This is a genomic window from Pseudomonas sp. KD5 (assembly GCF_012932895.1).
Classification (GTDB): domain Bacteria; phylum Pseudomonadota; class Gammaproteobacteria; order Pseudomonadales; family Pseudomonadaceae; genus Aquipseudomonas.
This window is the reverse complement of record NZ_JDWJ01000003.1, coordinates 466,155-487,980: the sequence shown is the minus strand read 5'-3', so window position 1 is coordinate 487,980 and position 21,826 is coordinate 466,155. Positions and strand designations below refer to the sequence as shown.

General features: G+C 61.7%; 20 protein-coding genes. 6 read left to right on the top strand and 14 right to left on the bottom strand.

Annotated features, from left to right (window positions below; all coding sequences use genetic code 11):
* Nucleotides 1-82: 82 nt before the first annotated feature.
* Together AF70_RS09235 and AF70_RS09230 are read right to left on the bottom strand one after the other, a co-directional pair.
* The gene (locus tag AF70_RS09235) at nucleotides 83-517 is read right to left on the bottom strand and encodes a DoxX family protein (protein ID WP_019582550.1); all 435 of its coding nucleotides are present in this window, start codon (nucleotides 515-517) and stop codon (nucleotides 83-85) included.
* Between the two features lie 103 nt (nucleotides 518-620).
* Nucleotides 621-2,042, bottom strand: a complete 1,422-nt coding sequence (locus tag AF70_RS09230; RefSeq protein WP_028939008.1) for a transglycosylase SLT domain-containing protein — start codon at nucleotides 2,040-2,042, stop codon at nucleotides 621-623.
* 237 nt (nucleotides 2,043-2,279) lie between these two features.
* Between AF70_RS09230 and AF70_RS09225 the strand changes: the two genes are divergently transcribed.
* The 3 genes from AF70_RS09225 (at nucleotide 2,280) to AF70_RS09215 (ending at nucleotide 5,355) form a co-directional block, all read left to right on the top strand.
* Nucleotides 2,280-3,089 (top strand): TatD family hydrolase, encoded by an 810-nt coding sequence (locus AF70_RS09225; RefSeq protein ID WP_028939007.1) that lies wholly within the window; start codon nucleotides 2,280-2,282, stop codon nucleotides 3,087-3,089.
* Nucleotides 3,090-3,372: 283 nt separating this feature from the next.
* The gene (locus tag AF70_RS09220; protein ID WP_028939006.1) at nucleotides 3,373-4,854 is read left to right on the top strand and encodes a methyl-accepting chemotaxis protein; all 1,482 of its coding nucleotides are present in this window, start codon (nucleotides 3,373-3,375) and stop codon (nucleotides 4,852-4,854) included.
* Nucleotides 4,855-4,986: 132 nt separating this feature from the next.
* Nucleotides 4,987-5,355, top strand: a complete 369-nt coding sequence (locus AF70_RS09215; protein ID WP_019582554.1) for an Mpo1-like protein — start codon at nucleotides 4,987-4,989, stop codon at nucleotides 5,353-5,355.
* Here the strand turns inward: AF70_RS09215 and AF70_RS09210 are convergent, their stop codons facing one another.
* From AF70_RS09210 to AF70_RS09200, 3 genes are all read right to left on the bottom strand, one after another.
* Entirely contained in the window at nucleotides 5,356-6,153 is a 798-nt protein-coding gene (locus AF70_RS09210; protein WP_028939005.1) for an acyl-CoA thioesterase II, read from the bottom strand. It abuts the gene before it with no gap.
* Between the two features lie 134 nt (nucleotides 6,154-6,287).
* Complete coding sequence (locus AF70_RS09205) at nucleotides 6,288-7,055, bottom strand: CHAD domain-containing protein (protein WP_028939004.1); 768 nt, start codon at nucleotides 7,053-7,055, stop codon at nucleotides 6,288-6,290.
* Nucleotides 7,056-7,101: 46 nt separating this feature from the next.
* Entirely contained in the window at nucleotides 7,102-7,380 is a 279-nt protein-coding gene (locus tag AF70_RS09200) for a hypothetical protein (RefSeq protein ID WP_018929811.1), read from the bottom strand.
* Nucleotides 7,381-7,599: 219 nt separating this feature from the next.
* On the opposite strand from AF70_RS09200, the gene AF70_RS09195 reads away from it, so the two are divergent.
* A complete protein-coding gene (locus AF70_RS09195; RefSeq protein WP_018929812.1) occupies nucleotides 7,600-8,649 on the top strand; it encodes a patatin-like phospholipase family protein in 1,050 nt (349 codons plus the stop codon).
* Between the two features lie 49 nt (nucleotides 8,650-8,698).
* Here AF70_RS09195 and AF70_RS09190 read toward each other — a convergent pair whose 3' ends face one another.
* The 6 genes from AF70_RS09190 to kdpF all read right to left on the bottom strand — a co-directional run bounded on the left by AF70_RS09190 (nucleotide 8,699) and on the right by kdpF (nucleotide 16,815).
* Nucleotides 8,699-9,397: a response regulator gene (locus AF70_RS09190; protein ID WP_019582557.1), complete on the bottom strand. Its 699-nt coding sequence runs from the start codon at nucleotides 9,395-9,397 to the stop codon at nucleotides 8,699-8,701.
* Between the two features lie 48 nt (nucleotides 9,398-9,445).
* Nucleotides 9,446-12,097 carry a sensor histidine kinase KdpD gene (locus AF70_RS09185; protein ID WP_028939003.1) on the bottom strand — a complete coding sequence of 884 codons (2,652 nt, stop codon included), beginning with the start codon at nucleotides 12,095-12,097 and terminating at the stop codon, nucleotides 9,446-9,448.
* Nucleotides 12,098-12,165: 68 nt separating this feature from the next.
* Nucleotides 12,166-12,711 carry a potassium-transporting ATPase subunit KdpC gene (kdpC, locus tag AF70_RS09180; RefSeq protein WP_028939002.1) on the bottom strand — a complete coding sequence of 182 codons (546 nt, stop codon included), beginning with the start codon at nucleotides 12,709-12,711 and terminating at the stop codon, nucleotides 12,166-12,168.
* A 241-nt stretch (nucleotides 12,712-12,952) separates the two neighbouring features.
* Nucleotides 12,953-15,010 (bottom strand): potassium-transporting ATPase subunit KdpB, encoded by a 2,058-nt coding sequence (gene kdpB / locus AF70_RS09175; protein WP_028939001.1) that lies wholly within the window; start codon nucleotides 15,008-15,010, stop codon nucleotides 12,953-12,955.
* 12 nt (nucleotides 15,011-15,022) lie between these two features.
* On the bottom strand, nucleotides 15,023-16,717 hold the full coding sequence (gene kdpA, locus AF70_RS09170; RefSeq protein WP_028939000.1) for a potassium-transporting ATPase subunit KdpA: 1,695 nt from the start codon (nucleotides 16,715-16,717) through the stop codon (nucleotides 15,023-15,025).
* A gap of 8 nt (nucleotides 16,718-16,725) precedes the next feature.
* On the bottom strand, nucleotides 16,726-16,815 hold the full coding sequence (kdpF, locus tag AF70_RS09165; RefSeq protein WP_032830911.1) for a K(+)-transporting ATPase subunit F: 90 nt from the start codon (nucleotides 16,813-16,815) through the stop codon (nucleotides 16,726-16,728).
* Nucleotides 16,816-17,141: 326 nt separating this feature from the next.
* On the opposite strand from kdpF, the gene eat reads away from it, so the two are divergent.
* Nucleotides 17,142-18,506 (top strand): ethanolamine permease, encoded by a 1,365-nt coding sequence (gene eat / locus AF70_RS09160; protein ID WP_019582562.1) that lies wholly within the window; start codon nucleotides 17,142-17,144, stop codon nucleotides 18,504-18,506.
* A gap of 125 nt (nucleotides 18,507-18,631) precedes the next feature.
* On the top strand, nucleotides 18,632-18,799 hold the full coding sequence (locus AF70_RS09155; protein WP_008006000.1) for a DUF2897 family protein: 168 nt from the start codon (nucleotides 18,632-18,634) through the stop codon (nucleotides 18,797-18,799).
* A 125-nt stretch (nucleotides 18,800-18,924) separates the two neighbouring features.
* On the opposite strand, the gene AF70_RS09150 is transcribed toward AF70_RS09155, so the two are convergent.
* From AF70_RS09150 to fabF, 3 genes are all read right to left on the bottom strand, one after another.
* Nucleotides 18,925-19,776, bottom strand: coding sequence for a DUF1989 domain-containing protein (locus AF70_RS09150; protein WP_019582563.1), 852 nt, complete (start codon nucleotides 19,774-19,776; stop codon nucleotides 18,925-18,927).
* 16 nt (nucleotides 19,777-19,792) lie between these two features.
* Nucleotides 19,793-20,446, bottom strand: coding sequence for a GntR family transcriptional regulator (locus AF70_RS09145; RefSeq protein WP_028938999.1), 654 nt, complete (start codon nucleotides 20,444-20,446; stop codon nucleotides 19,793-19,795).
* A 78-nt stretch (nucleotides 20,447-20,524) separates the two neighbouring features.
* Nucleotides 20,525-21,799 carry a beta-ketoacyl-ACP synthase II gene (gene fabF, locus AF70_RS09140; protein WP_019582565.1) on the bottom strand — a complete coding sequence of 425 codons (1,275 nt, stop codon included), beginning with the start codon at nucleotides 21,797-21,799 and terminating at the stop codon, nucleotides 20,525-20,527.
* Nucleotides 21,800-21,826 lie beyond the last annotated feature (27 nt).

Genomic DNA, 21,826 nt, shown 5'->3' with positions numbered 1-21,826 from the left:
GGACAGTGTCAAGAATCGCCAGCAACAAAAAAGGCCCGCACAGTGCATCACACTGCGCGGGCCTTTCGTTGAGTCAGAGCGGTCAGTCGGCGATGGCGCGGTCGACCGAGAGCTTGCCTGCGCCTTCGATCAGCACTGCGAGGCTGCCACCGAGCAAGGCCAGGGCGAATTCATAACCGTTGTTGGCCATGAACAGACCGTTGCTGATGTGCACCGAGAAAATCGCAACCAGCGAGAGGAAGGTCAGCCCCAACGCCGCCGGGCGTACCAGCAGGCCGATGATCAGCGCCAGACCGCCGAAGAATTCAGTACCGCCGGCCAGGATCGCCATCAGGTGACCGGGCGCCAATCCAATGCTTTCCATGTACTGCGCGGTGCCGGCAATGCCGTAGCCGCCGAATGCCCCGAAGAGTTTCTGTGAGCCGTGGGCCGCGAAGATGATGCCGACGAAAATCCGCAGAATCGTCAGGCCGTAGCCAGCGCGGGTAGACAGTACCTTGTTGATCAATGTGCTCATGCTGTGTCATCCATTGTGAGAGTGTGTTGGTTGGTCGCCATATTAATCGGTTTATCTCATGTTAAAAGCGCAAAAAACGCACCATAACAATCAGATTAGTCGATCATTTACGTAAGGCAACTTTCTGCCCCTGAGGCTCCAACGATTCCCGCTCCCGATCGAACGCCAGGTAATACTTGTTCACGCTATTAACATAGCTGACAGCCCCCATTCCCACCTGCTCCATGGCGATGCGCTCAACCTGGAAAAACCACTGATTAGGATTCAGGCCGCGGCGCCGAGCCTCGGCCCGCATGCCCTGGACCCGCTCCGGCCCCATGTTGTAGGCCGCCAGCACGAACGCCATGCGCTCGCGCTCGTTGAGTTTGGGGCTGGCAAAGAATTTGCGGCGGATCATCGCCAGGTACTTGGCGCCGGCCTGCACATTGGCATCGAGATTCTGAATGTCACTGACGCCAACCCGTTGGGCGGCCGATGGTGTTATTTGCATCAGGCCGGTGGGGCCGCCTCCACTTCTGGCGGTGGGTTGCAGCGCCGATTCCTTGAAGGCCAGCGCTGCCAGGTTCAGCCAGTCCATGTCCTGGGCTTGCGCGTGTTTTTGCAGCACCGGTCGAAGTTTTTCCAGGCGCTGACGATCGGCCTTGGCCAAGGGATAGTGCACTTGATACAGGCGCCGGTAGATCCGCAGGAACGCCGCATCCTGGTCCGACGGTTGCTTGTAGGTGGTCAGGAAACGGTCGATGCTCGCCCGCAGCATCGAGGCGTCGCGACGCACGAACCAGTATTCCTCGCCCGGCTCATTGATGAGCACCTGTCGATCGAAGCGCAACTTGGGCAGGATCTTGCCCCAGCGCTCGGCGATCGGTTGCTCGACGATGGTTAGATGGAAGATCCCGCCCTGGACCATTTCCAGTACGTCCTCGACGGCCAGGCTTGGGTCGACCCACTCGATCTTCACCGGGGGCAGTTTGTGCAGCGCGAGCTTCTGATTGATCTGGCTGACCGCATCCCCGGCAGCACTGCCGGTGGGCAGCGCGAGGGTTTTACCCGAGAGTTGTTCGAGGTGGGTGTAACGCCTTTCGCCTTTGATCCCCACCAGCAGCAACGGCACGTTACTGGCAATCGGCTCACTGGTGCTGACCGCGTGCCCCGATTGCGGATCAAGCAATTCCCCCGGTGCGACTAGATCACCCTCCCCGCGCTGCAACGCGCCGAGCAGTTGATCCTTGGCTTTGGGAATGATCTTGAGGGTGATTTCCTGGCCATCACGGGCGTGGCCATTAAGGTATTGCTCGAAAGCCCGCAGGCGGTGGTATTCGACGCCGATGGCCTGGCCCTGGATTTCGCCGGAGCTGTTGCGGCTCTGGTTGACCAGCACCCGCAGCACACGGCTGCTGCGAATCTCCGCCAGGTCGCGGACCTTGGCTGCCGGTACGGCTTGCAACGGCCCGGCCAGACGCGCAACCGCCGGCATCGGCAGCAGCAACGAACAACACAGCAGTAACAAAACCGAGGGACGTGTCATCCACTCTCCGGAAAGAATACTGGCCAACCTCATGAGTGATTTCATGACATCGGGCAACAGAAACAGAGCGCTTGAAGCGCTGATAAAGTGCGAGAGAGTGGCACAGTGATGGCAAATCTACCAACCCCGACCTGCCTCGCGGCCTCAACAGACAGCTTTAACTCGTTGTAGTTCTTGGTTTTTCTTATAAATCTACAGCTCTGATATGCTTTCCGGCCTTTGGTCCGAGGTAGCACCATGCAACTCATCGATATCGGCGTCAACCTGACCAACCCCAGTTTTGCCGACAAACACCAGGCTGTACTCGACCGAGCCTACGCTGCCGGGGTCTGCCAACTGGTGCTTACCGGGACCAGCGTCGAGGGCAGCGAACAGGCGCTGGAACTGTGCCGGCAACTGGACGAAAGCACTCAACGACTGTTCGCTACCGCCGGCATTCACCCGCACTCAGCCAGCGACTGGAACGCCGACAGCGCCCAGCGTCTGCGCAGTTTGCTCAAGGAGCCGAACGTAGTGGCCGTGGGTGAATGCGGCCTCGATTTCAATCGTGATTTCTCGCCCCGCCCGCAACAGGAAAAAGTCCTAGAAGAACATCTGGCAATGGCGGTCGAACTGCAACTGCCGGTGTTCCTGCATGAGCGCGACGCCAGTCAACGACTGCTGGAGATCCTGCACGATTACCGCGATCAATTGCCGGCCGCCGTGGTGCACTGCTTCACCGGTGAAAAGAAGGCGCTGTTCAGCTATCTCGATCTGGACTTGCACATCGGCATCACTGGCTGGATCTGCGACGAACGCCGGGGCACGCACCTGCATCCGTTGGTCAAGGAGATTAAACGCGGGCGCTTGATGCTGGAGAGCGACGCGCCGTATCTGCTGCCCCGCAGCTTGCGTCCCAAGCCGAAAAACGGTCGCAACGAGCCGGCGTATCTGACTGAAGTGTTGCGTGAAGTGGCGTTGCATCGCGGGGAAAGCTTGGAAGATCTCGCCGCCCACAGCACCGCCAGCGCCCGGGCGTTTTTCGGGTTGCCCTCGACCCCTCAATAAACACACATTCCCCTGTGGGAACGAGCCAGTGTGGCGAGGGGGCTTGCCCCCGTTCGGCTGCGTAGCAGTCGTAAATAATTATGTGCGGTGTACCTGATACACCGCGATTGCAGGTTTCGGGGCCGCTTCGCGACCCAACGGGGGCAAGCCCCCTCGCCACACAGGATCGTCCACACATTTAGATATGACGTGCTTGTTGACCTGTATCAAGATCCGACGCACTGAGTAGCGGCACAATAATGGCACCTTGCCAAAACTGTTTCCGCTATCAGAGAAGACCTCCATGGGTGCCTGGCTTAGCAATATCTCGCTGAAATACAAATTCTGGGCGGTCAACGCAGTCGCCTTTGTCACCACCCTGTTGCTGGTGCTGTACGCCGTGCAGCTCGAACAACAGGCCCGCAGTCACGCCGCGCAAGTATCGGCCCAGGCCCAGGCACGATTGCTCAATGCCTGGCCTGTCGGGCAGCCGCTGCCCAAGGCCGACAACCTGCTGACCTTCAATCGTGGGCAAGCGCCTTTACTGAATGGGCAACCGCTTCTGGAACTGACCGATACCCTCGGTTGGGTCCAGATCAATGCCTTGCCGCTGTTCGGGGAAAATCCGTTGATGGGCGCCGAGGTGTTCGCTCGCCCCGATGGTCAACAGGTCGCGGTAGTTGCCTACGGCCCGAGCCTGAGCCAGGTGTTCGGCGAGCGCTTTACTCACTACGCGGTAGCGGTGTTCATCCTGATGCTGGCGATGCTCGGCGCGTCGCAACTGTTGATCCGCTTCCTGCTCAGCCAGCTCAACACCTTGAAAGACGTGATGCTCCACGTCGAGAAAAGCGGAGACCTGTCGGCCCGTGTGCCACTGGCCTGCAAGGACGAAGTCGGGCAGATGGCCAATGCCTTCAATGCCATGCAGGCCGGCTACCAGCGGGTGGTCAACACTGTCGCCAGCACCGCCCGGCAACTGGACGTCGGCGCCGCGCGACTGGCCGCGAGCATGAACGAGGTGCGTCACGGCATGCTCGGCCAGCAAAGCGAAACCGATCAGGCCGCTACGGCGATCAACGAAATGACCGCCACGGTCCATCACATTGCCCAACACGCCGGCGCCACCCGCGACCTCTCGCAAACCGCCGACACCCTGGCTGGCAGCGGTCAGGAAGTGGTGACTCGGGTACAGAAATCGATTGGCGGATTGTCCACTGGCGTGCAGCAAACCGCCGAGATGATTCAGCGCCTGGCCGAGGACAGCCAGAAGATCAACGGCGTGGTCAACGTGATTCACAGCATCGCTGAACAAACCAACCTGCTGGCCCTGAACGCGGCCATCGAAGCGGCCCGGGCCGGTGAGATGGGCCGAGGGTTTGCGGTGGTCGCCGATGAAGTGCGCAACCTGGCCAAACGGGTCCAGACGTCCACCGACGAGATCACCACCATGGTTTCAGCGCTGCAGGCCGGGACTCGGGATGCGGTGGATTTCATGCAGGAAAGTTCGTACAAGGCGGACGACTGCATGCAACAGGCCCAGGAAGCCAGTGTGGCCCTGGCTGAAATCACCGGTGCGGTGGCGCAAATGCGTGAAAGCAATACGCAGATCGCAGTGGCGGCCGAGCAGCAGAGTCATGTGGCGGAGGAGATGAATCGGGCCGTGGTGAGCATTCGCGACGTGACCGAGAACACCGTGAAGCAGACCGTGAACTCGGCGATTACCAGCAATGAATTGGCGATGTTGGCCGGGGAATTGAGCAAGGCCATCGGGCAGCTCAAGCTTTAAGGGCCCGCGAAGGCAGTCAACATGAATATCGACCATGACCCCTATCGCGCCGATAGCCAGCCTTGATTCGCCGACGGCTTTCGCCCGACCTATTCTTTGTTCATGAGCCTCAACGAACCAAGGATAAGCATCATGGGTAAACGTCATCCCAACCTTCCCGCCTGGCAATGGCGCCTGTACCCGCACAATCACCAGCACCCGACCAATCTGGTGTTGCACCTGATTGCCGTGCCGCTGTTCATCGTGGCGTTTTTGCTGATGGTCTCGGGGGTGTTCAGCCTGGATCTGGCGAGCTTCGCAATTGGCGTCATCGGCTTGATTGCCGCCCTGGGCCTGCAGCGTCACGGTCATAGCCTGGAGGCGCAAGCCTCCGAGCCGTTCAGTGATCGCAAAGACGCGGTATCACGCTTGCTGGTCGAGCAGTTTCTGACCTTCCCACGGTTTTTCTTCAGTGGCGGCTGGTGGCGCGCCTGGCGCGAACGCCACCGTCGCCATCGCTGATCAGGCGAAAATCGTGACGGTCTGCCGACTCATGGCGATCAACTGACCGTCTTCGCTCCAGAGATTGGCGGCGGCGTGCCCGTAGCCGTCAGCGGCATGTTCGATGTCCACCAGGTACTTGCACCAGTCCAGCGTACTCAACGCCAGCAACGGCTGGACGAATTCGATGGTCCAGGTAAGTGTGCTGCCTGCCGCCGGTTTCTTCAGATGCGACAACAAGGACGGCGGCCAGGCGTCGACCAGCGCCAGGATATGGGCTTCGCTGACCGACTCGCCCTCCCCATCCCCGCGCAAGCGTACCCAACCACCCATGTCCCGCGATTTGTTACCGGTAAACGGCATGCCACCGACACTCCAGCGCATGGCCAGGTAGCGCATGAATTCCGGGGTCACGCCTTTGATGTACGGCAGTTCCTGACAGTCGTCCCAATGCTTCATCTCAGGAGCCGGGTTGGCCGCGACCACCACTTCGGAAGTTCGCGAAGCGCCGAAGCTGCCCTGGACCAACGTCACCACTTGCCCCTTCTGCATTGCCCGGCCTAGGACCTGGCTGACGGCTTTGCCTTCGCGCAATACGTCGACTTCAAAACTGACCGGTACATCGGGCTCGACCGGGCCGACAAAGGTGATTGCCAGCGAGCGCACCGGACGATCCGTCGGGACTTTTGCGCGCATGGCTTCGTATTGCAAGGCGGCGATCAGACCACCAAAACTCGCCCGCCCCTGGCCCCACTCAGGTGGAATAGACACTTCCTGCGGCTGGCTGCGAACAGCGTCGAGCAGATCGGAAAAGCGCATGGGAACCTCAGAGACTGGAAAATGGATGGAGCGATCTTAACCAGCCCGCAAGGCCGGCACAGCGCTTATTCCGGCCAAAATTACTGACAGATGAGCCGTGCTCGACTGGAACCCACATTGGATTCGTGATGGTTTCAGGATTTGAAGCAAGCTCTGCTGAGTTTGTCGAGAACACGGTCGGCGCGCTCTTCGGCCTGGGCCATAGTGGTTTTCCAGACTTCGACACATGGCTGCAAATCAGGCTCTTCCTCGGCGCGGGCCAGCCATTGCCAGCTGTCGTGCCAATCCCCCAAGGCAGCCTGAGCCGACTTCAGCCTGGGCATGGCTGCTTCCGGCAAACGATCCAGTTCGGGATAAGCTTCGATGCCATAACGCGCACGCTTGATCAGCAGGCGCAGACGATGGCGGTCATGGGCAGGATCGTGCAGGGCCTGGTCGAGTTTCTTCCATTGTTTGGCCAGGCGTTTTTCGATGCGCTGACGCAAGCCCTTGAGCAAACCCTGGCGCTGGGAGGCCCGCAGGAAACGCGGAAAGGCGTCGAGGATCATCAACAACTGCGTCAGCTCCGGGCTCATCGCCACGGCTGGATAAGCCTCAGCCATCCGCGCCATGCGCCGGTGCGCGGCCTCGGGTTGATTGTGCTGGAGCAAGTACGCTGCCAGCACTTCACGATCACGCAACGGTGTGGTCAGTTGGCCGACCCGGGACGACGCTGCTTCCAGTTGTTCGACCCCGGGCAAACCGCGCAAGGGACGAAGCAGGCTGCGCAATCTGCGCACGGTGGTGCGCAGATCGTGCAGCGCTTCCGGATCGGTGCGGGCACTCAAGCGAGCCTGACAGGCCAGCAAACGGACTTCCAGGCCCAGTACTTGAGCCACCAACCGATCAACCACGGCAGACATCGCGTACTCCCTGAATCGAATTACCCTGAGTACGCTCCATCATGCCTCAACGGCCGGCGCGGGACTCACGAATGTAGAAACGTGCCTTCTCGGCCTTTCTGGTACACCCCTCGTACGCTTCGAATTGTTGCTGGGTCTTGGCACCGGTCAGCAACGACAGCGCCTTGGAGTAGCTGACAGTCCCGGCTAAACCCTCGGCCTTGGCCAGATCCAGTTCGTGCCAGGCGGCGTCGAGCTGGCTACCGCAGCTGTCACGGTAAGCGGTTTTACCGGCACAACCGGCAAGCGCCAACGCAATCAAAGGTACACAAATCCAGGCTTTCATTACTCACACCTCAAAGATAATAGACAGTCGTGCAGGTAAGACCGCTCTGGCGCGCGAAAAGTGCCTTGGACCCGCAGTGGAAACTATAGCGCTCGCGAGGATACCTACTCGCCTTCGTTGAGTGTCAAAAAACGACGCCCGCTCCCGTCGAACGACCATAGCGATTGAAGCGAGCCCCTCGTTGGGTGCATTGTTGAACCTTGTCAAAGAGGTCGATTCATGAAAAAGCGTGTCGCACTGGTGTTGGGCTCGGGCGGTGCCCGGGGCTACGCCCATATCGGCGTTATTGAAGAGATCGAACGGCGTGGCTACGACATCGCCTGCATCGCCGGTTGCTCCATGGGCGCGGTAGTGGGCGGGATCTATGCCGCCGGCAAACTCGATGATTACCGCGACTGGATCGAGAGCCTGGATTACCTCGACGTGTTGCGCCTGGTAGATGTCAGCTTCCGCTTGGGCGCGATTCGCGGGGAGAAGGTCTTCGGGCAGATCCGCAAGATCGTCGGCGAGATCAATATCGAAGACCTGCGCATCCCCTATACAGCCGTGGCCACGGACCTCACAAACCAGCAGGAAATCTGGTTCCAGGAAGGTTGCCTGCACCAGGCCATGCGTGCGTCGGCGGCGATCCCCAGCCTGTTCACCCCCGTGATGCAGGGCAATCGAATGCTGGTGGACGGCGGCATCCTCAACCCGTTGCCGATCGTGCCGGTGGTGTCGAGCCATTGCGACCTGATCATCGCGGTCAACCTCAACTCCACCAACCAGCGTCACTATCAACTGCCGGTGATCCAGCGCCCGGCGGCATTCAAGACCCGCTTCGACAGCCTGATCAGCTCGCTGGGCTCGAAATTGCCTTTCCGCCGCAAACAGGCGGAGCAATTGCTGCTTCTCGAAAAGGAAGCGCTGATGGCAGAAGCGGCCGAGATCAACCCGTGGATCGAATCCGCCCAGCCCGAAGCCCAGCAACCGGCCGCAGCCCCGGAAAGCGACGGCGCACCGAAATCCGCCACCGGGTCGTTCATCATCGACAACGTCGGGCCGGCGTCTTTGCTGGACCTGATCAACCAGAGTTTCGAGGTGATGCAGACCTCATTGGCGCAGTACAAGATTGCCGGGTATCCACCGGATATCCTGATCAACGTGCCCAAGCGGGTGTGCCGTTTTTTCGAGTTCTACAAGGCGCCGGAACTGATCGCGCTGGGGCGGGAGATTGCCCGGGATACGCTGGATCGGTATGAGAGTGAGCGCAATGAAGATTGGCGGTAAAGCGTACTGACGATCGTTCCCACGCAGAGCGTGGGAGCGATAAACAGAACTAAAGGCTGACTTCACTCAACAACCGATACCCCACCCCCGCCTCGGTGACGATGAACCGCGGCTGAGTCGGATCATCCGCCAGTTTCTGCCGCAAATGCCCGACTACGATCCGCAGATAGTGGCTGTCCTCGGTGTGGGTCGGGCCCCAGATGTCCTTGAGCAATTGCTGCTGGGTGATCACCCGCCCCGGATGCCGCGCCAGTTGCGCCAGCACCGCATACTCCTTGCGCGTCAGCGCCACTTCGGCACCGTCCAATAACACCCGGCGATAAGCCAGGTCGACGGTGAGCGGGCCGAAACTGAGCGCCGCTTCCTGGGCCTCACCCGTTGGCGCCTGACGCAGCAAGGCGCGCACCCTGGCGAGAAACTCCTGGATGCCGAACGGCTTGGTCACGTAGTCGTTGGCGCCGCCATCCAGCGCCTGGACTTTCTGCCCTTCGCTGGCGCGCACCGAGAGCACCAGTACCGGCACCGTCGACCACTCGCGAAACTCGCGCAATACCTGCTGGCCGTCCATGTCCGGCAGGCCGAGGTCGAGCACCAACAAGTCAGGTTTGTTCAATGCGGCCTGGGCCAGGCCTTCCGTGCCGGTGCCGGCCTCCAGCACTTTGTAGCCTTGGGAGGCGAGGCTGATGCGCAGGAACTTACGGATCTGCGGTTCGTCGTCAATGACCAAAATGGTCGCGGTCTGGCTCATGAATTCACATCAACACAAAGAGGTGGCAAGAGAGTAGCGCAGGCGGGATCAGGCTTCACTGTCCAATCCCGGCTGAGTCTGCAACGGCAAGTGCAGCGTGATGCAGGTGCCGCGCCCTTCGATGCCGTCGGCGACGCTGATCCGCCCGCCATGGGCACCGACCATACCCTGACAGATCGCCAGCCCCAACCCCGTACCCTGCCCACCGCGATCACCACGAGCGGCGGTGTAGAACATGTCGAAAATTTTCGCCCGGTCCTCCTCCGGAATCCCCGGTCCCTCATCACTCACCGAAAAAAACAGCTCGCTGTCAGTGGCGCCGGCGCGCAATTCAAGACGTCCGTGGGGCGGAGAAAAACGCGCGGCGTTTTCCAGCACATTGACCAGTGCTTGCTCGATCAACGCAGCATGCACATAGAGCAGCGGCAGTTCGGCCGGCACTTCGGTCACGACGTGCAACGACGCCAGCACCGCGCGCAGACGATTAAGTGCACTGCCGACGATGTCTGCCGGCGATACCCAGTCCCGCGCCAGCTTCAGGGCGCCGTGACCGAGGCGGGTCATGTCCAGCAGGTTTTGGATGTAGCGATCCAGCCGTTCGGCTTCATCGCGGGTGCCTTCGAGCAGTTCGCGACGGTCCGCAAGCGGAATCGCCTCGCCCAGCGCCAACAGGCTGTCGATGCTGCCGCGCATGGAGGTCAACGGCGTGCGCAAATCGTGGGACACCGACGCCAGCAGCGCACTGCGCAACTGTTCGGTTTCGCCATGCAAACGCGCGGCCTCAAGGTCATCGGCCAGTTGCGCCCGGGCCAACGCCTGGGCCAACGGTTGGCTCAGCGCGGTCAGCAAGCGCCGACGCTGGCCGCTCAGGGTCTGGCCTTCTTTGGCACACACGCCGAGCAATGCCAGCGGCCCGTCGTCCACCGACAACGGCCACCACCACCAGCGCCCGAACGGCAAGGTGCCGGTGCCCGCGCCTGCCGGTTGATCGTGTTGCCAGGCCCAATCGGCGGCGGCGCGCTCGGCCTCGGAAAACTCCAGCGGCCCACCGGTTTCAACTTTCCAGCCGCTCTGGCCATCGCGATTGAGCAGGCACAGCTTCAGGTCGCTCCAGCCGTTGAGATGCTGGGCCGCGGCGCTGACCACGGCCTGACGGTCGGTGGCGGCGGTGAGTTTGCGCGACAGGTCGAGCAGTTCACTGGTCTCTTCCTGAGTGTCGCGCAAGGCTTCCAGTTGCCGCCGTTGCCGCGCTGCAAGGTTACCGGTCAGGGCCGCCATCAGCAGGAAGAACAGCAAGGTCAGCACGTCTTCTTCGCGCTGAATACTGAAAGAGAACGTCGGCGGAATGAACAGAAAGTCATAGGTCAGAAACGACAGCGCCGCACAAGCCAGCGCCGGGCCAAGACTGCTGCGCACCGCCACCAGCAACACCGCCGCAAGGAACACCAACGAAATGTTGGGCAGTGGCAAGACGCTCGACACCGCCCAGGCCAAGGCACTGGCGAGCACCGTCGCCACCAGCGCCAACGCGTAGTCGAACCACACCAGCGACTGCGCCGAACGCTGACGTGGCTGATGCTGTTCGTGATCGCTGTCGAGCACGTTGATTTCCAGCCCGCGAGCATCGCGCAACAAACGCGACGCCAGGCCGCCGCCGAACAAGCGTCGACGCAAACGCTGGCGTGACTGGCCCACCAGTACCAGGCTGGCGCGACGTTCAGCGGCGTGCTGGATCAGGGTTTTCGCCACCTCACCGGCGCGCAGCAACACCACTTCGCCACCGAGGCGTTCGGCCAGTTGCTGGGCGCTTTGCAGGCGCAGGCGCGACTGTTCGTCACGCACCCGGCCGTTGTCCACATGCACCAGGCTCCACGGCAGATGCCGCCGCTGGGCGACGCGACTGGCGTGACGCACCAGACGCTCGGCCTGCGCATCGCCATCGACGCCCACCAGCAAGCGACCGCGCACCGCTGGCGCCGCTTGCCCTAACTGGCGATACCCCTGCGCCAGATCGTTATCGACCTGAGCGGCGGCGGTTTGCATCGCCAGTTCGCGCAGGGCGGTGAGGTTGGTCTGGGTGAAGAACGCATCGATGGCCGCCCGCGCCTGCTCCGGCACGTAGACTTTGCCGTCGCGCAGACGCTCCAGCAACTCACGCGGCGGCAGGTCGATCAGCAGCAGTTCGTAGGCTTCTTGCAACACCCAGTCCGGCAGGGTTTCACGCACCTGTACGCCGGTGATGCCGCGCACCTGATCGTTGAGGCTTTCCAGATGCTGGACGTTGACCGTGGTGAACACGTCGATGCCGGCAGCCAGTAATTCCTGGATGTCTTGCCAGCGTTTGGTGTGACGGCTGCCGGGGGCATTGGTGTGGGCCAGTTCGTCGACCAGCACCAGTTTCGGTTTGGCGGCGAGCAAGCCATCGAGGTCCATTTCTTCGAGCATTACGCCACGGTATTCAGAGCGCACCAACGGCTGCTGCGGTAAACCGGCGAGGAGTGCTTCGGTTTCGGCGCGGCCATGGGTTTCGACCACCCCGGCCAGGACCTTCACGCCCTGGCGCAGTTGAGTGTGGGCGGCCTGGAGCATGGCGTAGGTCTTGCCGACCCCCGGAGCGGCGCCAAGGAACACCTTGAGCCGGCCGCGGCCATCGCGGGGCAGGTCTGCTAACAGCGCATCGGCGCGGCCGGAGTCACTCATGCTTGAAGTTCTCTCTTATGCTGATGTTGATGCAGTGACTGTCAGGGCCTCTTCGCGGCGCCACCGATTTACAGCTTTTCCAGCGCCAGGTTCAACTCAAGCACATTCACCACCGGCGGCCCCACCAACGGCTGTTCGATGTGCGCATCCAGCAATTGCTCAAGCGTAGACACCGGCAGATTGCGCGCCGCTGCGACACGCGCCAGTTGATAGGCAATCGCGGCCGGTGGCAAGTGCGGATCGAGGCCGCTGCCGGAGGTGGTCAGCAGCGCCAACGGCACCGGCCCCTGCCCGGCCACCTGCAGTTTATTGGCCTCCTCGATCACCCGAGTAGCCAGCGCCGGATTACTCGGTGAAAGGTTGCTGGCGCTGCTCGACACGGTGGCAAAGGCACCGGCCGATGGCCGTGGGTGGAACCAGGCGTCGCCGACAAAATCCTGGGCAATCAGCGACGAGCCGCGGACCTTGCCGTCGGCGTCGCGCACCAGGCTGCCATTGGCCTGGTCCGGGAAGGCGACCTGGGCGACGCCAGTCACCACCAAGGGATAAGCGACGCCGGTGATCAGGGTCATCAGCACCAGCAGGCTCAGGGCCGGACGTATCAGTGTGGACATTTCAAAATCCTCGATTCGATAAAAAACTCAGGTCTGGATGCTACTGCTCAGGCAATAGTGCTTCTTGTGGTGAGGGGGCTTGCCCCCGTTGGGTTGCGCAGCAGCCCCAATACGGCAACCGCGAGCTGTCTGGCCCAACGAGTTGGCTGGTTTCAGGACTGCTACGCAGTCCAACGGGGGCAAGCCCCCTCACCACAAAAGCTCCCTCGCCACAAAAAGCCCCTGCCTCAAACAACAACCGCTAAACCAGATGCAACGCCGTCAACAGCATGTCGATCGCCTTGATGCCCACGAACGGCACCAGAATCCCGCCCAGTCCATAGATCAGCAGATTGCGTCGCAACAACGCCGCCGCACTCGCCGCCTGCACCCGCACACCGCGCAGCGCCAGTGGAATCAGCACCACAATGATCAGGGCGTTGAACACGATCGCCGACAGAATCGCGCTCTGCGGACTGCTCAGATGCATGACGTTGAGCACACCCAATTGCGGGTAGATCGAGGCAAACAGCGCCGGCAGGATCGCGAAGTACTTGGCCACGTCGTTGGCGATGGAAAAGGTAGTCAGCGCACCACGGGTCACCAACAATTCCTTGCCGATCTGCACCACGTCCAACAGCTTGGTCGGGTCGCTGTCGAGGTCGACCATGTTCGCCGCCTCCCGCGCCGCCTGCGTGCCATCGTTCATCGCCATGCCCACGTCCGCCTGAGCCAGGGCCGGGGCGTCGTTGGCGCCGTCGCCGCACATGGCAACCAGCCGACCGTCGTTCTGCTCGTGACGAATGCGCGCCAGTTTTTTCTCCGGCGTGGCTTCGGCCAGTACGTCATCCACGCCCGCTTCGGCAGCAATCGCGGCGGCGGTGAGCGGGTTGTCGCCGGTAACCATGACCGTGCGAATCCCCAGCTTGCGCAGTTCGGCGAAACGTTCGCGGATGCCGGGTTTGACCACGTCCTTCAGATGGATCACACCGAGCAATTTGCCGTCGGCGCACACCAGCAACGGCGTGCCACCGCTCTGGGCGATCTTGTCGATTTCCCGGGACAGGGCGGGAGCCAGATCAGCGCGTTTCAGGCCGACGAAGTTCAGCAGCGAATCCACCGCGCCCTTGCGATAGACCCGGCCCTGATAGTCGACACCGGACAGGCGGGTTTCAGCGCTGAACGGCACGGCGGTCAGTACTTCGGGGGACGGTTCGGGGTGCGAGTGAAGACCGCGCAGGTACTCGACGATGGATTTGCCTTCAGCGGTGTCATCGGCCAGAGAGGCGAACAACGCGCCTTCGGCCAGTTCCTTGGCGCTGACGCCTGGTGCGGCATAAACCGCGCTGCAGCGACGGTTGCCGAAGGTGATGGTGCCGGTCTTGTCCAGCAGCAGGACGTGCACGTCCCCCGCCGCTTCCACGGCGCGACCGGATTTGGCGATCACGTTCAGGCGCACCAGACGGTCCATCCCGGCGATACCGATTGCCGACAGCAGGCCACCAATGGTGGTCGGAATCAGCGTGACCAACAACGCGACCAGGAACACCAGCGGCAGGTTACCGTTGGCGAAGTGGGCGAACGGTTGCAGGGTCACCACCACCAGCAAGAAGATCAGGGTCAAGCCGATCAGCAGGATATCCAGCGCCACTTCGTTCGGGGTTTTCTGGCGCTTGGCGCCTTCGACCAGCGCGATCATTCGATCGAGGGTCGACTCACCGGGGTTGGCGGTGATGCGCACCAGCAGCCAGTCCGACACCAGTCGAGTGTTGCCGGTGACGGCCGAACGGTCGCCACCGGATTCGCGAATCACCGGTGCCGACTCACCGGTAATCGCCGCTTCGTTGACCGCCGCGATGCCTTCAATCACCTCGCCGTCGCCGGGAATCATCTCCCCCGCTTCGACGCGCACCACGTCGCCCTTGCGCAGGCTACTGGCGGGCACTACCTGAAAGCTGCCATTGGCATTTTTGCGCCGGGCGCTCAAGCCAACACTGCCGGCCTTGAGACTGTCGGCGCGGGCCTTGCCGCGACCTTCGGCCAACGCTTCGGCGAAGTTGGCGAACAGTACGGTGAACCACAGCCACAACGCGATTTGCGCGGCAACGAAGGTCGGCACGGCGCTGTCGGGAATGAAGCACAGCACGGTGGTGAGAATGGCGGTCAGTTCCACCACCAGCATCACTGGCGCACGCTGCAATTGCCGAGGGTCGAGCTTGACGAAGGCTTGCACCAGCGCCGGGCGCCAAAGGGCCGAGATCGCGGTTTTCGGTTGTTCCGGCGCCTTGACGACGGCGGCTTTAGTTGCGGGCATATTCATCATCGATTCCCCTTAGAAGCCCAGGCTCAGGTGTTCAGCGATAGGACCCAGCGCCAGCGTCGGCAGGAAGGTCAAACCACCCACCAGCAAAATGGTCACGGTCAGCAAGGTCACGAACAGCGGGCCATGGGTCGGGAAGCTGTTCTGGCCGATCGGCGCGGTTTTCTTCATCGCCAGGCTGCCGGCCAGGGCCAGCACCGGAAGGATGTAACCGAAGCGCCCGATCAACATGCCCAGCCCCAGCATCAGGTTGTGGAACGCGGTGTTGGCACCGAAGCCGCCGAAGGCAGAACCGTTGTTGGCACTGGCCGAGGTGTAGGCATAAAGCAACTGACTGAAACCATGAGCACCGGGGTTGCTCACCGCTGCCACCGGGCCTGGCAGGCTGGCGGCAATCGCGCCGAGCACCAGCACGCCCACCGGCATCACCAGCAAGGTCACCACCAGCAGCTGAACTTCCCGGGCTTGCAGTTTCTTGCCGAGGTATTCCGGCGTGCGGCCGATCATCAGCCCGGCGAGGAACACCGCGATCAACACGTTGAGCAACATGCCGTAGAGCCCGGCACCGACGCCGCCGAAGATCACTTCGCCGACCATCATGTTGACCATCGCCACCATGCCGCTCAGCGGGTTGAGGCTGTCGTGCATGCCGTTGACCGAGCCGTTGGATGCTGCGGTAGTGGTCACCGACCACAGCACGGTGGCGGTGGTGCCGAAACGCGCTTCCTTGCCTTCCAGCGGCGCGGTCTGTTCGACGGCGACATTGGCCAGGGTCGGATTGGGTTGGTATTCAGCCCACAGCGAAGTCGCGCCGCCGATCAAAAACAGCGCCAGCATGCAGGCGATAATCGCGCGGCTCTGACGCAGGTCTTTCACGTAATGGCCGAAGGTGAACACCAGCGCCACCGGGATCAAAATGATCGAGGCGACTTCGAACAGGTTGCTCCAGGCCGTCGGGTTCTCGAACGGATGCGCCGAGTTGACGCCGAAGAAGCCGCCGCCGTTGGTGCCCAGTTGCTTGATCGCAATCTGGCTGGCGGCCGGGCCGAGCGGGATCACCTGATCGACGCCCTGCATCGTCACGGCATTCACATATTGCGCGAAGGTTTGCGGCACACCCTGCCACACCAGATACAGCGCCAGCAGCAAGCACAGAGGCAGCAGGCCGTAGAGGGTGGCGCGAGTCATGTCGACCCAGAAGTTACCGAGGGTTTTGGTCGACTTGCGACCAATGCCGCGACACAGTGCAACCAGAACCGCCAGACCGGTGGCGGCGCTGACGAAGTTCTGCACGGTGAGGCCAACCATCTGGCTCAAGTAGCTCAGGGACGCTTCACCGCTATAGGCCTGCCAGTTGGTGTTGGTCATGAAGCTGACGGCAGTGTTGAACGCCAGCGTCCACTCCTGGCCCGGCAGGTTTTGCGGGTTCAGTGGCAAGTGATCCTGGAACATCAGGATCGCGAACAACAGCAAAAAGCCCGCGAGGTTGAAGGCGAGCAAGGCCAGGGTGTATTTCTGCCAACTCTGTTCGGCCTGCGGATCGACGCCGGCCACCCGATAGCAGCCACGCTCCACCGGGCCGAGAATCGGCGAAAGCCAGGTACGCTGCCCTTCCATCACCTTGTAGTAGAAGCGCCCCAGAAACGGTGCCGGAATCAGCACCACGGCGAAGAAGGCGAGGATCAGCCAATAGTCATAACTGTGCATAGCCGCTCCTAGCTCCGGTCCGCGCGCAACAGCGCAACCAACAGATAAATGAACAGTCCCACTGCCAATAGCAGTGACACTCCGTCCAGAACGCTCATGGAAGTTCTCCGTGTTACGGCGTATTGCCGCGTGTGGAGTGATTGTCGGCAGGGAGGCTGTAAAGGAGCGAGATCGAGGGGTGTGGCGGGGCATAAAGAATGTGTAAAGAGTGGGTTTATGCCGGGGTTGCTGTGGTGCCCGGGCTTGCTCGCGAAGGCGGCAGCACTGACGACACTGCCCACAACTGGCGCACAAAAAGCGGCTAATCCGCCGCGAACATCCCCGATACGACACCTTTTCGCGCTTTACGACTGCCACCACAACACTGGCACGCCCGCTGCACACGCCCTCCCCCGAGCTTTCCAAACCGTTCAGGGGGCAACACATGAACACACAACTCAAACCCACGCTGGGCACGCTGCACCTGTGGGGTATCGCGGTCGGGCTGGTGATTTCCGGTGAGTACTTCGGCTGGAGTTACGGCTGGGGCGTGGCCGGTACGCTGGGCTTTCTGGTGACCTCATTCATGGTCGCCACGATGTACACCTGCTTCATCTTCAGTTTTACCGAGCTAACCACCGCGATTCCCCATGCCGGCGGTCCCTTTGCCTACAGCCGCCGTGCCTTTGGAGAGAAAGGCGGATTGATTGCCGGGCTGGCAACGCTGATAGAATTCGTCTTCGCGCCACCGGCGATTGCCCTGGCGATCGGCGCCTATCTGAATGTGCAGTTTCCCGCGCTCGACCCGAAACACGCAGCAGTCGGGGCGTACATCGTGTTCATGGGCCTGAACATTCTCGGCGTGAAACTGGCCGCCACCTTCGAACTGGTGGTCTGCGTATTGGCTGTCGCCGAACTGCTGGTGTTCATGGGCGTGGTCGCCCCGGCGTTCAGTTTCAGCAACTTCGCCCTCAACGGCTGGGCCGGCTCTGATGTGTTCGGTGCGCCGGCGATTGCCGGGATGTTCGCGGCGATCCCGTTCGCCATCTGGTTCTTCCTGGCCATCGAAGGCGCGGCCATGGCCGCCGAAGAAGCCAAGGACCCGAAACGCACGATTCCCAAGGCCTACATCAGCGGCATCCTGACCCTGGTGCTGCTGGCGATGGGCGTGATGTTCTTTGCCGGGGGTGTCGGCGACTGGCGCACCCTGTCGAACATCAACGATCCGCTGCCGCAAGCGATGAAAGCCGTGGTTGGCGAAAGCTCCGGCTGGTTGCACATGCTGGTGGGGATCGGCCTGTTCGGCCTGGTGGCGAGTTTCCATGGGATCATCCTCGGCTACTCGCGGCAGTTCTTCGCCCTCGCCCGGGCCGGTTACCTGCCGGCATCGCTGGCCAAACTGTCGCGCTTCCAGACCCCGCACCGGGCAATCATCGCCGGTGGCGTGATCGGCATCGCGGCGATCTACAGTGACGGCTTGATCAACCTCGGCGGCATGACGCTGACGGCGGCAATGATCACCATGGCGGTATTCGGTGCGATCGTGATGTACATCATGAGCATGCTCAGCCTGTTCAAACTGCGCAAAACCGAACCGAACCTGGAACGCACTTTCCGCGCGCCTTGCTACCCGTTGCTGCCATTCATTGCGCTGGTGTTGGCGGTGGTTTGCCTGGTGGCGATGGCCTGGTTCAACACCTTGATCGGGTTGATCTTCCTCGGCTTCATGGCAGTGGGTTTCGTGTACTTCATGCTAACCGCGCAACTGCGTGCCGATGCACCGGCGGATGCGATGTTGACCGGGCTCTAAACAGCCGCAGTGCTGCTGTCGGATCAGGCATAGAATGGAACCACTGCGAAATTCCATCGCTCAAAAGTGGTATGCAGGATCGGTTGGCGAAACCCGCCCACCGACCTGCCCTCAAGGAGAATCCTATGCCCTGGTATGCCTGGTTGATTCTGATCGTTGCCATCGGCTCGATCGTTGGCGGTTTGATGATGCTGCGCGACACCGCCAACAAGGTCGAATTGACTGAAGAGCAACGCAAGCGCGTCGCCGAACGCAATGCGGAAGCGGATGCCAAGGATGCGCAGGACCGCTGACCGAAATTGTGGTGAGGGGGCTTGCCCCCTCGCCGCACCGCCCCGTTGGGGCGCGAAGCGGCCCTAAAACATTTACGACTGCTTCGCAGCCGGACGGGGGCAAGCCCCCTCGCCACAAAAGCGCCTCACTTTTCCCAATCGGCCTTGGCAATGTGCAAGCCATGCAACCCTTTGTAAGCCGCACGCTCCGGCTGGCTCCAGCCCTCAAGCAACGAATCCTCCAACCGGTAAATCTCCACTCCCAGCGGGCGGCACACACTCAACGGATCCTGCGCATCCGGCCCCCACATGGCGAGCGACAGATCGCCGCCCGGGCAGGTCGATAGCGCACACAAAAGATCAATCTCGGCAAAAAACTCCAGATAATCGCCCTTCTGCGCCGGGCAGGCTTTCATGAAATACAGGTCGTCGTGGTTCAGGCCGGTGCACTGGAAAATGTTCAACACGTCATGCACATCGAACTCGGTCAGGCCATGGGGTATCACCGCGCGAGTCAGGTTGGAGTGGCAGTGATGATGGAAGTCTTCGCCGGTGAGCATTTTGTTCACGTAAGGATCGCAGCGCGTTCCCAGCAAATCGTGCAAACGCCCGCCGTGTTCGTCGATGCCATAACCGGCCAGGCTGTCGTCGGTAATGGTCACCAGCGGCCGTAAAAATGGCAGGTTCGACCAGAGCCGGTCATGGGTGCTGACATGGGCGCCTTGCAACTGCCTGGTTCGCGCCGCCCACAAGCGCTCGCGTGGATCGTGGGCATTCCAGACGTTGAAATCCCCGACTTGCGGGCCGACCGGGGTCGTGACCCTGAACACGTGCCCGGCCGGCACATTCCACGCCCGACCGGTGCGGATCGGCACTTCGAACTGCTCGATCAGCGTGCGCCGCTCTTTCTGGTCGCGGATCCGTTCGTAGAAGGCTGTGTCCACCTGCAAGGCCGAGCCTTTGCTGACTTGATAGGCCGCCGGATAGTCTTTGTACATGGCACAAAATCCTCGATCAGTGATGGGAAGAAGGGGCAAGCATCTGCAACAGGAGGTGTTCGGAATCGTCGAGATAAAGGCTCATGGCGTCCGCAGCCGCGCGCTTGTCGCCGTCGGCCAGCAACTCATGTATCTGCCGGTCACGCGCCAGCCAGGGCGCCTGAAAACGTGATTCATCGGGAGCGGTGCAAAACACCAGGCGCAGTTGCGCGACGACGTTGGTGAAGAACTCATCGAACAACGGACTGCGCAGCAATCCGACGATGTGTTGATGAAAGGCCAGGCTGTGGGTGCCGACGGCGCGCCAGTCCTCACGCTCCCGGGCCAGTTCGGTGGCCTCCAGGGCTTCGAGCATCCGGTCGGACTGATACTCACGCAATGGCTGGCTGGCGCTGATGGCTTGCAGTTCCAGGGTGCGCCGAACCTTGAACAGATCGCGCACATCATCGGCCCCCAGCCTGCGCACCATCACGCCCTTGTTGCGGACATAGCGGGTCAGCCCTTCCTGCCCCAGACGGTGCAACGCCTCGCGAATGGTGTTGCGCGAGGCGTTGTAAGCCGACACCAGATCGTTTTCCACCAGCGCCATGCCGGGCAGCAAACGACCGCCGATGATGTCAGCGCGCAATTCCAATGTGATGTGGTCGGCCAGGGACAGTCCGCTGCTCATACTCAACGCCTCGTGATTGTTCAACAATCGTCTGCGAATGAGTAATCACTATTCGTGCCATCACCTGCCTGTCGTGAACTAGTCCTCCCAGTATTTGAACAATACGCTGGCGTTCACACCGCCGAATCCGAAACCGTTGGACATCGCGTAGTCGATGTTCATTGGTCGCGCCTGACCGTGAACGATGTCCACGCCTTCGGTAGCCGGATCCGGGTTATCGAAGTTGAGCGTGGCCGGCACCACCTGATCGCGCAGCGCCAACAGGGTAAAGATCGCCTCGACCCCGCCTGCGGCGCCGAGCAGATGCCCGGTGGCGGACTTGGTCGACGTCACCGCGATCTTGTTGTCCGAGCCGAACAGCGACTTGATGGCCGCCAGCTCCCCGAGATCGCCAACCGGTGTCGAGGTGGCGTGCGCGTTGAGATGCTGCACCTGTGCCGGCGAAATGCCCGCCTGAGCCAACGCCAGCGACATCGCCCGACGCGCACCGCTGCCATCCTCCGGCCCCGCAGTCAGGTGATAAGCATCGGCGCTGGTGCCGTAACCGACCAGCTCAGCTAATGGTTGTGCGCCGCGTGCCAGGGCATGTTCCAGGGATTCGATCACCAGCAGGCCCGAACCCTCGCCCATCACGAAGCCATCGCGCCCACTGTCGAACGGCCGCGAGGCGCGCTCCGGGGTATCGTTGTAACCGCTGGACAAGGCCCGTGCCGCAGCGAACCCGGCGAGACTGACCCGATCGATCGCCGCCTCCGCGCCGCCACACACCGCAATATCCGCCTCACCGCAGCGAATCAGCCGAGCCGCGTCACCAATCGCCTGAACCCCGGCCGCGCACGCTGTTACCGGAGCCCCCAAAGGGCCCTTGAAGCCGTGCTGGATCGACACATGGCCTGCGGCGAGGTTGACCAAAAACGAAGGAATGGTGAACGGCGACAACCGTCGCGGACCACGGCTGTCGGTGGTGCGCACCGCATCGGCAATCGCGCCGAAACCACCCACGCCCGAGCCGATAATGGTGGCCGTGCGCTCCTGGGCATTGGCGTCGAGCGCTTGCCAACCGGCCTGCTCCACTGCCTGACGCGCCGCCTCCATGGCGAACACAATGAAGCGGTCCATCTTCTTCTGCTCTTTGGGCGGCGTCGCCCGATCCGGGTCAAAACCCGCCTCGGCATCTTCCGCCAGAGTCGGCACCACGCCACCGACCTTGGCCGGCAAATCGGCAACCACCTCATCCGGCAATACCCGTATCCCGGAACGTCCGGCTAACAAACGCGCCCAAACCGCTTCGACGCCGCTCCCCAACGGACACACCAGGCCCATGCCCGTGACTACCACCCGACGATTACTCATAGCGCAAATACCTCAGTCGATTCATGG